Raw genomic sequence first — 14,355 nt, 5'->3', positions numbered from 1 at the left:
TTGTATAGACCAGGTTTGTCAGAGAACGCTTTTCTAATAGATGAATTTTGCCTAATTAGTCGCGCAAGTTCGTCAACAAATCAGCGCCTGTTTCTTGACCATGGTGCAGAGCGATACCGCAACACCTCTGTCGCCAGCTGGATGGCAGGCTATGCTGAAAACTGATTCGATCTGGATGCTGACTGGATCAAAAATGAAACATCCACCACCCAGCACCGTCTGCCAGGAATGAAGACCGCAGAACTGTTTACTCAATACCGATTCAAGGCGACCATTAGCCGGTTGCCCAAGCGCCAGGGTGCCGTAGCCTCATGACCACTGCCTGGCAGCACGGGTGAGCCAGCCTGAACGGCGGCACACCCACCCCACCCACCACAAGGATGAAGAGAGCGCCGCGTGGAATCCGAAGTCAGTCGAGTCCAACTCAGCCACGATCCACGCAGTCAGCATGACGATCCCCTGCTGGATAGTCTGTTGAGCCTGTGTGTCCTGCACCAGAAACCTGCAAGCCGGGTCATGCTGACCACCGGTCTGCCGTTGCCGGCCCAGCGCCTGAGCCCCGAGTTGCTGCCCCGCGCTGCAGCCAGGGCCGGCCTGCAGGGGCGCCTGCTGCAGCGTAAGCTGGAGCAGATCCCGAGCATCGCCATGCCAGCCATGTTGCTGCTCAAGGAAGGCCGCAGCGCCGTCCTGCTGGGCTGGGAGAACGAAGACACCGCACGCCTGTTGCTCAGCGAGAGCGATGGCGGCGAGGTGCATGTCAGCCGCGAAGCCCTGCAGAGCGATTACAGTGGTCGGGTATTCTTTGCCCAGCCGCAGCACAAGTTCGACGTCAACCACGGCAACCTCATCCCGCGGGCGAAGTCGTGGTTCCGCGATACCTTGCTGCGCAGCAAATGGCTGTATATCGACGCCATCGCCGCCAGCCTGGTGATCAACCTGATCGCCCTGGCCGCGCCACTGTTCGTGATGAACGTATATGACCGGGTGGTACCCAACCAGGCCACCTCGACCCTCTGGGTACTGGCCGTCGGCATCGCCGGCGCCTACATCTTCGACCTGATCCTCAAGGGCCTGCGCGGCTTGTGCCTGGACCTGGCCGGCAAGAAGACAGACCTGATCATTTCGGCAACGCTGTTCGAACGTATCGTCGGCATGTCGATGAAGTACCGCCCTGCCAGGGTCGGCAGCTTTGCCCAGAACATTCATGAGTTCCAGGGCCTGCGGGACTTCCTCGCTTCGCTGACCCTGACCAGCCTGATCGACCTGCCGTTCACCGTCCTTATTCTGATTGTCATCGCCATCATTGGCGGGCACCTGGTGTGGATCCCGATTATCGCCTTCCCACTGGCCCTGGGCATCGGCTACGCACTGCAACGGCCACTGATGGCGACCATGGAACGGACCATGGCCCTGGCTTCGGAGCGCCAGTCCAGCCTGATCGAGACCCTTGCCGGCCTGGATGCGGTAAAGGTCAACAACGCCGAAAGCGAACGCCAGTACATGTGGGAGCAGACCCTCGGTACCCTCAGCCGCCTGGAACTGCGGGTGAAAGTGCTGTCGAGCCTGGCGATGAACATCACCCTGCTGATCCAGCAACTGGCAGGCGTGGCAATGATCTGCGTCGGCGTATACCTGATCATCGACGGCAACCTGAGCATGGGCGGCCTGGTAGCCTGCTACATGCTCAGCGGCCGCGCCCTCGGGCCGCTGGGCCAGCTCAACGGCCTGCTCGCCCGCTATCAGCAAGCCAAGGTGACCATGGTCTCCACCGACCACATGATGGAACTACCGCAAGAGCGCAACTTCGAAGAACGCCCGCTGAGCCGCAAGGTGCTGCAGGGCAGCGTCGAGTTCCGCGGGGTCGATTTCACCTATCCGAACCAACAGAACCAGGCCCTGAAGAACATCAACCTCACCATCCGCCCCGGCGAGAAGGTGGGCATTATCGGCCGCAGTGGCTCGGGCAAGAGCTCGTTGGCCAAGCTCATCGTCGGCCTGTACGAGGCCGACAGCGGCTCGCTGCTGGTCGACGGCGTGGACATTCGCCAGATTGACGTCAGCGAACTGCGCCACAACATCGGCTACGTGCCGCAGGACATTCAGCTGCTGGCCGGTACCCTGCGCGATAACCTGGTCAGCGGGGCCCGCTACATCGAGGATGAGTTGATCCTGCAGGCTGCTGAACTGGCAGGCGTACATGAATTCGCCCGGTTGCACCCGGACGGCTACGAGCTGCAGGTGGGTGAGCGCGGGCAGAACCTGTCCGGCGGCCAGCGACAGAACGTCGCCCTGGGCCGCGCGCTGTTGCTCAACCCGCAGATCCTGCTGCTGGACGAACCGACCAGCGCCATGGACAACACCGGCGAAGAACGCCTCAAGCAGCGGCTGCAGGCGGTAGTGGAAGGCAAGACGATGCTGCTGGTCACTCACCGTGCCTCGCTGCTGTCACTGGTGGACCGACTGATCGTGATCGATCGCGGGCAGATTGTCGCCGACGGCCCGAAAGCCGCGGTCATGGATGCGCTGAAGAAGGGGCAGATCAGTGTTGCATAAGCTGGATGTAGGGCAGTTCAAGGAAGGCCTGCGGCGCTATTTCAAAGGGTCCGATTCACTGGGCGGGCAGCCGCTGCCAGAGGTCAACAAGGCCCTGATCGAGGATGCGCCGCGAGTCGTGCGGCTGACCATCTGGGGCGTGATCCTGTTCTTCGTGTTCCTGATCGTGTGGGCCAGCGTCGCGCCCATCGACGAAGTTACGCGGGGTGAAGGCAAGGCCATTCCGTCGTCCAAGGTGCAGAAGATTCAGAACCTGGAGGGGGGTATAGTCGCCGAGATCTTCGCCAAGGAAGGGCAGATCGTCGAAGTGGGCCAGCCATTGCTGCGCCTGGATGAAACCCGATTCGCCTCCAATGTGGGTGAAACCGAGGCCGACCGCCTGGCCATGGCTTTGCGCGTCGAGCGCCTGAGTGCCGAAGTGGGCGACACCCCGTTGAAGATCGATGAGGAACTGCGCAAGGCCGCGCCAAGCCAGGCAGCAAGCGAAGAGTCGCTGTACCAGAGCCGGCGCCAGCAACTGCAGGACGAGATTGGTGGCTTGCAGCAACAACTGGTCCAGCGCCAGCAGGAGCTGCGCGAGTTCAGCTCAAAGCGCGCCCAGTACGCCAACAGCCTGGAACTGTTGCGTAAAGAGATCAGCATGTCCGAGCCACTGGTGGCAACCGGCGCAATCTCGCAGGTTGAAGTGCTGCGCCTGCGTCGTGCCGAGGTGGAGAACCGCGGTCAGCTGGACTCCACAGCGCTGGCTATCCCGCGTGCCGAGGCGGCCATTCGCGAGGTGCAAAGCAAGATCGAAGAGACCCGTGGCAAATTCCGTAGCGAAGCGCTGACCCAGCTGAACGAAGCGCGCACAGAGCTGAACAAAGCCACGGCAACCAGCAAGGCGCTGGATGATCGCGTGCACCGCACCATGGTTACTTCGCCGGTACGCGGTATCGTCAAGCAACTGCTGGTGAATACCATTGGCGGGGTGATCCAGCCGGGCAGCGATATCATAGAAATCGTGCCGCTGGACGACTCACTGGTTATCGAGGCGAAGATCCTGCCCAAGGACATCGCCTTCCTGCACCCTGGTCAGGAAGCGACGGTCAAGTTCACGGCCTATGACTACACCATCTACGGTGGGCTGAAGGCCAAGCTGGAGCAGATCGGTGCCGACACCATCACCGATGAAGACAAGAAGACCACCTATTACCTGATCAAGCTGCGCACCGACCGCAGCCACCTGGGCACTGACGAGAAGCCGCTGCTGATCATTCCGGGGATGGTGGCGACGGTCGATATCATGACCGGCAAGAAGACCATCATGAGCTACCTGCTCAAGCCGATCATGAAGGCGCGTTCGGAGGCGTTGCGCGAGCGTTGACCGCCATTCCTACCGTGTTCGTTGTAGGAGCAGCCTTGTGTCGCGAAAGGGCTGCACAGCAGCCCCAGCGATTTTTGCGTCTTTGCTGAAATCCTGGGGCCGCTGTGCAGCCCTTTCGCGACACAAGGCCGCTCCTACAAGGGACCGCATACCCTCAGCGCCAGGGGGCAGGCTCACCAACCAACTGCCCCTGAATCCCGCCTACACCCATCTCCCGCAACACCAACCGCTCACCTTCCGTCTCGACCCGCTCGGCAATCAGCGGCAGGTCGATACTGTGTGCGGCACGCTGGACCGCTTCGATGAACAGCCGCTTGTGCTGCTCTTGGTCAATGTTGCGGATGTAGCTGCCATCGATCTTCAGGTATGCCAGGCCCAGGTGCGCCAGGTTGCCGATCATGCTGAAACGCCCACCAAAGCGTTGCAGCGCCAAGCCGAAGCCAAGCGCGTGCAGGCGCCGGGTGAGTTGTTCCAGAACCGCCTGCTCAGGCAACTGTTCCTCGCCAATTTCGAAAACCAGCCGCGGACCAAGCGCCGTGTTTTGGCCCAGAAGCTCGAAGACACGCTGCAGGGCCTTGGGGTCGGCCAGGGTGGCGGCGGACAGGTTCAGCGCCAACACCTGTTCATGCCCTCGAAGGTGCGCCAGCACCTTCTCCAACACCAGCACATCAAGCCGCGGCATCCAGCCGAAGCGCTCCAGCCAGGGCAGGAAGCGGCCTGCCGGCAGCGCCTCGCCCTGGCCATCCTGCAAACGCGAAATCACCTTGTGGTGCAGTACCCGTTGTACAGAAGCGCAATCTACGACTGGCTGGAAGAACAGTTCAAATTGCCCATTATTGAATGCCTGGTCCAGCCGCTCATGCCAGACATGCTGACTATCCGCAGCAACTGCGGCCACACCTTGTTCAAGGCATACCCAACCCGGTGTTGGCTGGTTCTCGGCGCGTGCCAGCGCCTCGTCGGCAAGCTTCAGCAATGCCTGTGGTGAATCACCGGGGTTGAACGGCGCCAGGCCGATACAAGCCACCGGGTCTATATCACTAGCGCCTGTTTCGTGCAGGCTGTGCAGCGTTGCTTCCAAGGCCTGGGCAAGCTGTACCGCCTCTTCATGCACCATGCCCGGCGCCAACACGGCGAACTCGCCCCCGCGGCTGCGGGAAATCAGGTCGTTGGTTTCCGGGTAGCTGGCACAGGTGCGACGCAACTGCTCACCCACAGCCTGTAGCAACTGGTCGGTACGCTGGCCGCCAAGACGGGCGTTCAACCCCGCCAGCCCCTGGACCCGCAGCAACAGCAGGTAGCCGGCGCGCGCTTCTTCCAGGTTGCTCACCCGGGTGTTCAACTGCATCTCGAAATAACGGCGGTTGGAGAGCCCGGTCAGGCTGTCCTGATAGGACTCGGCACGCAGCCGCTCGCTGCGCTCGGCCTGCTCGGTGAACAGTGCCTTGAGCTTCTCGACCATCTGGTTCATCGCCTGCACTACCCGGCGCAGCTCCGGTGTGCGCGGCAACTCAGGCAGGCTGAGGAATTCGCGGCGGGCAATGGCGTGGGACTGCTCGACCATGTAGTCCAGCGGCCGCAACTGGCGACGCAGGAGCAAGGCGCCGAGTACGGCGCTGGCCGCGCCACACAGCAGCAGCCAACCCAGGCTGCCCAGGGCGCTTTGCCAGAGCTTGGCAATGGCGAACATCGGGTGGCTGATCACCTCAACACGCGCAGCCTGCTGCCAGCCACGGCTGACGATGGCGTCGCCGCCGGCAGCTTCCAGGCCGATCAGGCCCACGAACCAGCGCGGTACACCGCCGGGGTCCGGCTCGGCGTGGCGCTCTACCAGCACAGCATTGGAACCTAGGTCGACAACCTTGATACTTGAGTAATAACCACTGTCAAAGATCGAACTGACCATCAGCTCGACCATCGCCGGGTCATCGATATTCGGCGTCAGCGACAGCGCCAGCGCTGTCGCCGCATCCTGGGCGTGCGAGCGCAACTGGTTGACGTACTGGCTGCGCGAGCTTTCCAGGCTGACCATGAAACTGCCACTGAAGGCGACCACCAGGAAGAGGCAAATGGCCAACAGCAATTGTTTGAACAGTGACATCTGTGCTCCTTCAGTAAACCGGCTCGGCCGGGAACCCTTCGGCCTGCATTTTCTTCAGCAAATCCTGCCAGCGTGACAGCCGCTTGGTATCGCCGACCTTCTTGTTGCCTGCGGCGCCCGTCAGCCACAAACCCTCACCATTGAAGGCGTACACCGGCAGCAGGTCGGTACGCTGGCTGGCCGGCTTGATGGCATCCATTAGGCTGTCGAGTACCAATGGTTGAGCCTGTGGGCTTGAATAATAGGTCAGGACCATGTGCGCCCGGTTCTGCCGCAGCGCCTTTACGTAGGTAATGCGCAGCTTTTCACTGGGAATACCCATGCGCCGCAGGCTGAAATACTTGGCGATGGCGTAGTCCTCGCAGTCCCCTGCACCCTTGATCAGCGCCTGCACCGGCGTGGCCCAATAGTCGACCTCGTGCCACAGGTCGATGTCCTCTACATAGCGCAATTGCTGGTTGAAGAAGCGGTTGACCACCTGCAATCGCTCAAGCTCCGTACCCTGCTTCTGCGTAGCCATCAGGCTCTGCCAGGCATCGATACGGCCCTGCCCGGCGCCCAAGGGGCCATACAGGGCCTGCGACTTGCGGCTGATCTGGGAAAAGTCCCAATCCGCGTACAGCCCGCCCAGCAGCAGGCTGCCCAGCAGCGCAGCAAGGCCGACACGTTGCACAACGGTTTTGAGCATCCAGGATATCGCCACTGCCAAGCCCTGTTCAGGCCAGTCGAAAGCAGCGATGGTGCGGCCTGCAACGGCAAAAGACAATGGCATCCTGCAATCATGCACCCGCCGGTCAGTCGACCTACACTTTCTGGTTATAACCTTGTGTGGGCCGCTTCCTTTGCCCTTCGACTTCATCCACCATAGCCGCGCTTTTGGGGGCGCCTGCTCCATTAGGTGTACAGGTTTGACACCCCCAAGAGCTGTTACTAGCTTCATTGGATCCAACTTTAGTCATCGTTGAGGCAGACGTCGCGTGGCCGAGAAAATCAAATTGAGCAATGTGCTGGCCAGCGAGCAGCTGTTGCCGCACCAGGCCCGTGGCGTGATCGAAGAACGCCTGCGTAGTGCCATTCTTGATGGCCGTTTGCCCCCTGGTACTGCCATCCGCCAACAAGAGCTCGCTACCTTGTTCGGTGTAAGCCGCATGCCCGTTCGCGAAGCCCTGCGCCAGCTGGAAGCGCAATCACTGCTGAAAGTGGAAATGCACAAGGGCGCGGTTGTTGCGCCGCTGATCGGCGAGGATGCGGTGGACACCTATGCCCTGCGCGTGCTGCTTGAGACCGAGGCGCTGCGCCAGTCCATTCCGCTGCTCGATGCCAACGACATCGCCAGTGCCCGCGGGTATATCCAGCAACTGGAAAACGAAACCCGTCACGCCGAAATCGGCCGCCTCAATCGCCTGTTCCACATGTCGCTGTACAGCAAGGCGCCGAACAAGAAGCTGCTGCGCCTGATCGAGGACGAATTGAACGAGGAAGAGCGCTTCCTGCGGTTTCATCTTTCGTCCATGGGCCTGGGCAAGCTCACCCAGGACGATCACAACGCACTGGCGGATGCGGCTGGCGACAAGCTGGTGGATGAAGCAGTAACGGTGCTGGAACGGCACCTGAATAACGCATCGCGGGTAATCCGCAAGTACCTGGATACACAACGGAGCCGCTAGCGAGCAGTGACTGCATCAAGGTGCGGTCGAATAGGTTGCAAATTGATCTGCCCTTGTCAACAATGAGACTAATTATCATTCATGTCCATTGGTGGCAGCGCCCTCCCATGCCCAGCAACGATTCCGTGCAAACGCTCTACAGTGACCACCACGGTTGGTTGCATGCCTGGCTACGCAGCAAGCTGGGCAACGCCGCCGATGCCGCAGACCTGGCTCAGGACACCTTCGTACGCCTGTTGCAACGTCGCGAACATCTGCAACTGAACACACCCCGGGCTTTCCTGAGAACGGTTGCGCGTGGGCTCGTGATCGACCACTGGCGGCGCGAGGAACTGCACAGGGCCTATCTCGAAGCACTGGCACAGTTGCCGGAAGCGCAGGCCCCTTCGGCCGAAACCCGTGAGCTGCTGCTGGAATTGCTGGAGCGCATCGCGCGCATGCTCGAAGGCCTCAAGCCCAAAGTACGTCGTGCATTCCTGCTTGCCCAATGCGAGGGGCTGAAGCACCAGGCGATCGCCGACCAGATGGGGATCTCGGTGCGTACCGTGGAGCGCTATATCGCCGACGCGCTCTACCATTGCTACTTGCTGCGCTACGCCGACGAGTGTTGACGTAATGACCGCTTCACAGCCCGGCGCAACAGCAGTCAAGCAGGCCATCCAGTTGATGCTGAGGCTGCGCGAGAGCGGGCATGCCCCTGCCCTGCAACAAGAGTGCAGGCAATGGCGCACTGCCCACCACGAACACGAGCAGGCTTGGCAACGAGTAATTCACCTGCATCAGGACCTCGACCTGAGTGCCATACCCGGTGCCGGGCTGGCTTTGCAAACCCTGGAGACCAGCCAGCGCCGCCTGCATCGTCGGCAGGCGCTGAAACTGCTTGGCGGCGTTGCCATGGTAGGGACGGCGGCATGGCTGGGAAAAGACCTCGATGCGGTCAACGCCTGGACATCAGACTACGCCACCGGCACGGGCGAACGACGCAGCTTTGCGCTTCCCGATGGCTCGCAGATGCAACTCAACACCCGCAGTACCGTCGACCTGGCCTTCAATGACCAGCAGCGCCTGGTCCGCCTGAAGCAGGGGGAATTGATGATTGCCTGCAACCCGCAGCGTTCCTTGCTTGTAGAAACTCGTGACGCGTTACTGGAAGGGTTCGAAGGACGCTTTGTGGCACGTCAGGACAGCGACTGCACGCAGGTCAGTGTCAGCCATGGCAGGGTGGCGATACACCGGCCTGACAATGGCCAGCTGCAATGGATCGAAAGCGGCCAGAACTGGCGCCTGGATGCGCTAGGCACACACCAGCTCGAACAGGTGGACATGGATGCGATGGCCTGGACAGAAGGCCTGATCGTCACCCGGGACATGCGCCTGTTCGACTTCCTTGCGCAGGTCAGCCGTTATCGCCATGGTTACCTGGGCTGTAGCGACGACATTGCCGATTTGCGCCTGTCGGGTGTATTTCGCCTCGAAGACCCGGAGCAACTGCTACAGCTGATACCACGGACGCTACCCGTACGGCTTCGCCAACGTACACGCTGGTGGGTGCGCGTGGAGGGGCTGGCCTGAACTGACGGCGGCTTTTGCGTTCAGGGCTGCTATGCAGCCCATCGCCGGCAAGCCAGCTCCCACAGAGATCGCAAAAGGCCTGAGGGCTATGCAATACCTGTGGGAGCTGGCTTGCCGGCGATGGGGCGCGTGGCGGCCCCAATAACTTTTTTGACGGGTTTTGAATGTCGGTCCGGCTAGGACAGTAAGCGACACCTCCTGCCCTCTCACTTCAACGGACCCCTCATGCCTACCGCTCCCGCGCATATGCGCACATTTAACGCGAATGATTTTCGACCTGTCTTGCACTCAGTATATTTACGCAAAGCAGTCCGGGCTGCCCTGTTTGGCACCTCCTTGGGCCTGACAGCCGTCACACCACTGTCCATAGCAGCAGAAACGGCCCAGGTAAGCCACCACTACGCGATCCCGGCCGGCCAGTTGGATGATGTGCTCAACCAGTTCGCCCGCCAGGCTGGCATCACCCTGTCGAGCACACCCCAGCTCACCCAAGGCTTGCAGTCGAATGGTCTGCAGGGGCAGTACTCTACCGATCAGGCACTGCGCCAGTTGCTAAATGGCAGCGGCCTGGGAGCCGTTAACCAGAACGGCCGCAGCTACGTGCTGCAGGTACAACCCCAAGGCGCTGCATTGTCATTGCCAGACACCGATGTCCGTAGCTTCACACTTGGCAATGCATTGGGCAGCATGGAGGGTTACAACGCTACCCACAGCCAGGTGGCGACCAAGACCAGCATGCCGCTGGTAGAGACATCACAATCGGTCTCGGTGGTTACCCGACAGCAGATGGACGACCAAGGCTCACAAACGGTTGCCCAAGCCATGCGCTACACACCTGGGGTACTGACCAACCCCTACGGGGCGACCCATCGTTATGACTATGTGGCCATGCGTGGCTTCAACGACGGCTCGGTAGACAACATCTACGTCGACGGGCTCAAGTCGATGGGAGACAACGGCACCTACAGCACCATGCAGGTGGACCCGTACTTCCTGGAGCGCATCGATATCCTCAAGGGACCGTCTTCGGTACTGTATGGCCGTAGCTCGCCAGGAGGCCTGGTGGCACTGACCACCAAGAAGCCGCTGTTCACCCCCTACCATCAAGTCCAGGCCACCCTCGGTACCCAAGGCCAGCGCGGCATGGGTTTCGATTTCAGCGGCCCCGTGGATGACGACAAGCGTATCGCTTATCGCCTGACAGGCCTGGCGGATGCTTCCGACACGCAGTTCGACCACAACAAGGAAGAACGCTATGCCATCGCGCCGGCCGTCAGCATCGACTTCAGCGAAGACACTTCGCTGACCCTGCAGGCCTACCTGCAACATGACCCCAACGGCGGCTATCACGGCGGTAACCCCGCAGATGGCATGCTGCACAAGCGCAACGGCTTGCGCCTTTCGGACCATTTCTTCGAAGGCGAGCCGGGTATCGACAACTACGAGCGTACCCAACAGTCCTTCAGCTATCAGTTCGAGCATCGCTTCAACGATGTGTTCACGGCACGCCAGAACTTCCGCTATCAGGATTCCGACGTGTCGATGGACCAGGTGTATTCCGCCGGCTGGGCGGATGCCGACAGCAATATCCTCAACCGCGCCTATACCGGCGGCGACGAACGCCTGCATTCGTACATCATCGACAACATGCTGCAGGCGGAATTCTTCACCGGGGCCGCCAAACACACCTTGCTGCTGGGCACCGACTACCAGCGACGCAAGGCTGACGTGGCCTGGCGTTATGGCACAGTCGATCCGCTGGATGCAGGCAACCCGCAGTACGGCAACGGCAACCTTCAGGTGCTGGGCGAGAACCGCTACCAGCGGCGCTTGCAGCAAACGGGCGTTTACCTGCAGGACCTGGTGGAGCTGGACCAATGGCGCTTCTCGTTGGGGCTGCGCCAGGACTGGGTGAAGGTGTCCGAGGAAAATCGCGACAGCAACACAAAGGTCAGTGACCAGCGCTCCAGGTTCACTACCCGCGCAGGGGTGCTCTACCTGTTCGAGAACGGCATTGCGCCCTATTTCAGCTACTCGGAGTCGTTCAACCCCAATACCGTGTCCGACCAGGAAGGACGCCCTCTGGCACCGACCGAAGGCACTCAATGGGAGGCTGGCATCAAGTATCAGCCGCCGGGTAGCGACAATCTGTTCACCGCATCGGTGTTCCGCATCGAGCAAGAGAACCTGGCCTCGAAGCAGCCTGACGAGGACTTCTATCGCCCTGTAGGGCAAGTTCGCTCACAAGGGCTTGAACTGGAGGCCCATGTGCAACTGACCGACAGCTTGAAGCTGCTGGGCGGCTATACCTTTACCGATATCGAGTACGCAAAGTCGATGCCCAGCCTGGTGTCCGGCAATCTGGATAACAAGGGCAATTCGCCAACCCAGGCACCGAAACAGATGTTCTCGCTTTGGGCTGACTACAACTTCCACCAGGGGGCCCTGGATGGCATGCGCTTGGGTGGTGGGGTGCGGTATGTGGGGTACAGCTGGGTGGATGCGGAAAACAGTATGAAGGTGCCCTCCTATACCCTGTTCGACGCCTCGATCGGCTATGACCTGGGCAAGGTCGGGCTGCGGGGGATGGATGTGCGCTTGAACGCCAACAACCTTACCAATGAAAGCTACATCACTTCGTGTGCCAGCTTGAACTACTGCTACATGGGTGAAGAGCGCAATGTCAGTGCCACGGTCAGCTATCAGTTCTGAGCTGATTGCGACGCACACAAGCCCTGGGGTCTTTGGGCCCTGAAAGACAAAGCCCCTGTCTGCATCGCAGACAGGGGCTTTGGATTTGAATCTTGACGATGTCCTACTCTCACATGGGGAAGCCCCACACTACCATCGGCGATGCATCGTTTCACTGCTGAGTTCGGGATGGGATCAGGTGGTTCCAATGCTCTATGGTCGTCAAGAAATTCTGTGTGCTGGCCCGTCCCTCGGACGTACCTGCGAATCTCTGTAGTTCCTACTTAAAGACAAAACCCCTACCTGCATGTGCAGATAGGGGTTTTGCGAAATGAATCTTGACGATGACCTACTCTCACATGGGGAAACCCCACACTACCATCGGCGATGCATCGTTTCACTGCTGAGTTCGGGATGGGATCAGGTGGTTCCAATGCTCTATGGTCGTCAAGAAATTCTGTTGCCAGAATGTCCAGATGGACAGCCCAGCGAATTCGGATATGCGATATTTGTGATGTTGCGAACTTTCGGTTGCTTCGTCTTCACCACCGCAATCTGCGCTAGCAAATTGCTTGGGTGTTATATGGTCAAGCCTCACGGGCAATTAGTATTGGTTAGCTCAACGCCTCACAGCGCTTACACACCCAACCTATCAACGTCGTAGTCTTCGACGGCCCTTCAGGGGATTCAAGATCCCAGTGAGATCTCATCTTGAGGCAAGTTTCCCGCTTAGATGCTTTCAGCGGTTATCTCTTCCGAACATAGCTACCCGGCAATGCCACTGGCGTGACAACCGGAACACCAGAGGTTCGTCCACTCCGGTCCTCTCGTACTAGGAGCAGCCCCTCTCAAATCTCAAACGTCCACGGCAGATAGGGACCGAACTGTCTCACGACGTTCTAAACCCAGCTCGCGTACCACTTTAAATGGCGAACAGCCATACCCTTGGGACCGGCTTCAGCCCCAGGATGTGATGAGCCGACATCGAGGTGCCAAACACCGCCGTCGATATGAACTCTTGGGCGGTATCAGCCTGTTATCCCCGGAGTACCTTTTATCCGTTGAGCGATGGCCCTTCCATACAGAACCACCGGATCACTAAGACCTACTTTCGTACCTGCTCGACGTGTTTGTCTCGCAGTCAAGCGCGCTTTTGCCTTTTACTCTACGACCGATTTCCGACCGGTCTGAGCGCACCTTCGTACTCCTCCGTTACTCTTTGGGAGGAGACCGCCCCAGTCAAACTACCCACCATACACTGTCCTCGATCCGGATAACGGACCTGAGTTAGAACCTCAAAGTTGCCAGGGTGGTATTTCAAGGATGGCTCCATGAGAACTGGCGTCCCCACTTCAAAGCCTCCCACCTATCCTACACAAGCAAATTCAAAGTCCAGTGCAAAGCTATAGTAAAGGTTCACGGGGTCTTTCCGTCTAGCCGCGGATACACTGCATCTTCACAGCGATTTCAATTTCACTGAGTCTCGGGTGGAGACAGCGCCGCCATCGTTACGCCATTCGTGCAGGTCGGAACTTACCCGACAAGGAATTTCGCTACCTTAGGACCGTTATAGTTACGGCCGCCGTTTACCGGGGCTTCGATCAAGAGCTTCGCTTGCGCTAACCCCATCAATTAACCTTCCGGCACCGGGCAGGCGTCACACCCTATACGTCCACTTTCGTGTTTGCAGAGTGCTGTGTTTTTAATAAACAGTCGCAGCGGCCTGGTATCTTCGACCGGCATGGGCTTACGGAGCAAGTCCTTCACCCTCGCCGGCGCACCTTCTCCCGAAGTTACGGTGCCATTTTGCCTAGTTCCTTCACCCGAGTTCTCTCAAGCGCCTTGGTATTCTCTACCTAACCACCTGTGTCGGTTTGGGGTACGGTTCCCAGTTATCTGAAGCTTAGGAGCTTTTCTTGGAAGCATGGTATCAACCACTTCGTCGCCTAAAGGCAACTCGTCATCAGCTCTCGGCCTTGAAATCCCGGATTTGCCTAAGATTTCAGCCTACCACCTTAAACCTGGACAACCAACGCCAGGCTGGCCTAACCTTCTCCGTCCCTCCATCGCAATAACTGGAAGTACAGGAATATTAACCTGTTTTCCATCGACTACGCTTTTCAGCCTCGCCTTAGGGACCGACTAACCCTGCGTCGATTAACGTTGCGCAGGAAACCTTGGTCTTTCGGCGTGCGAGTTTTTCACTCGCATTGTCGTTACTCATGTCAGCATTCGCACTTCTGATACCTCCAGCAAGCTTCTCAACTCACCTTCACAGGCTTACAGAACGCTCCTCTACCGCGTCATCAAAGATGACACCCGTAGCTTCGGTGCATGGTTTGAGCCCCGTTACATCTTCCGCGCAGGCCGACTCGACTAGTGAGCTATTACGCTTTCTTTAAAGG

Annotated in this window: 8 protein-coding genes and 3 rRNA genes (1 of these 11 only partly in view); 6 read left to right on the top strand and 5 right to left on the bottom strand. The window is 59.4% G+C overall.

Features of this window, described 5'->3' with window-relative positions; genetic code table 11:
- The first annotated feature begins 396 nt into the window (after positions 1–396).
- Both GEV38_RS00990 and GEV38_RS00985 read left to right on the top strand, forming a co-directional pair.
- On the top strand, positions 397–2,553 hold the full coding sequence (locus GEV38_RS00990) for a type I secretion system permease/ATPase (RefSeq protein WP_015268516.1): 2,157 nt from the start codon (positions 397–399) through the stop codon (positions 2,551–2,553).
- Positions 2,543–3,919 carry an HlyD family type I secretion periplasmic adaptor subunit gene (locus tag GEV38_RS00985; protein WP_015268515.1) on the top strand — a complete coding sequence of 459 codons (1,377 nt, stop codon included), beginning with the start codon at positions 2,543–2,545 and terminating at the stop codon, positions 3,917–3,919. The genes GEV38_RS00990 and GEV38_RS00985 overlap by 11 nt, the downstream gene beginning before the upstream one ends.
- Positions 3,920–4,073: 154 nt before the next feature.
- Here GEV38_RS00985 and lapD read toward each other — a convergent pair whose 3' ends face one another.
- Positions 4,074–6,020 carry a cyclic di-GMP receptor LapD gene (gene lapD / locus GEV38_RS00980; RefSeq protein ID WP_015268514.1) on the bottom strand — a complete coding sequence of 649 codons (1,947 nt, stop codon included), beginning with the start codon at positions 6,018–6,020 and terminating at the stop codon, positions 4,074–4,076.
- A gap of 10 nt (positions 6,021–6,030) precedes the next feature.
- Complete coding sequence (gene lapG / locus GEV38_RS00975) at positions 6,031–6,792, bottom strand: cysteine protease LapG (protein WP_015268513.1); 762 nt, start codon at positions 6,790–6,792, stop codon at positions 6,031–6,033.
- 205 nt (positions 6,793–6,997) lie between these two features.
- Between lapG and GEV38_RS00970 the strand changes: the two genes are divergently transcribed.
- From GEV38_RS00970 to GEV38_RS00955, 4 genes are all read left to right on the top strand, one after another.
- Positions 6,998–7,687, top strand: coding sequence for a GntR family transcriptional regulator (locus GEV38_RS00970; RefSeq protein WP_015268512.1), 690 nt, complete (start codon positions 6,998–7,000; stop codon positions 7,685–7,687).
- Between the two features lie 107 nt (positions 7,688–7,794).
- On the top strand, positions 7,795–8,298 hold the full coding sequence (locus GEV38_RS00965) for a sigma-70 family RNA polymerase sigma factor (protein WP_015268511.1): 504 nt from the start codon (positions 7,795–7,797) through the stop codon (positions 8,296–8,298).
- A gap of 4 nt (positions 8,299–8,302) precedes the next feature.
- Complete coding sequence (locus tag GEV38_RS00960; RefSeq protein WP_054572867.1) at positions 8,303–9,259, top strand: FecR family protein; 957 nt, start codon at positions 8,303–8,305, stop codon at positions 9,257–9,259.
- Positions 9,260–9,505: 246 nt separating this feature from the next.
- A complete protein-coding gene (locus GEV38_RS00955) occupies positions 9,506–11,971 on the top strand; it encodes a TonB-dependent siderophore receptor (RefSeq protein ID WP_054572866.1) in 2,466 nt (821 codons plus the stop codon).
- 90 nt (positions 11,972–12,061) lie between these two features.
- Here the strand turns inward: GEV38_RS00955 and rrf (GEV38_RS00950) are convergent.
- The 3 genes from rrf (GEV38_RS00950) to GEV38_RS00940 all read right to left on the bottom strand — a co-directional run.
- Positions 12,062–12,177 (bottom strand): 5S ribosomal RNA (gene rrf, locus GEV38_RS00950).
- A 109-nt stretch (positions 12,178–12,286) separates the two neighbouring features.
- Positions 12,287–12,402, bottom strand: a 5S ribosomal RNA gene (rrf, locus tag GEV38_RS00945).
- Positions 12,403–12,533: 131 nt separating this feature from the next.
- Positions 12,534–14,355: ribosomal RNA gene (locus GEV38_RS00940) — 23S ribosomal RNA — on the bottom strand (it continues 1,069 nt past the right edge of the window).

The organism is Pseudomonas sp. 13159349, assembly GCF_013305685.1.
In the GTDB taxonomy this organism is placed as follows: domain Bacteria; phylum Pseudomonadota; class Gammaproteobacteria; order Pseudomonadales; family Pseudomonadaceae; genus Aquipseudomonas; species Aquipseudomonas asiatica.
This window is presented reverse-complemented; position numbering and strand designations above follow the sequence as displayed.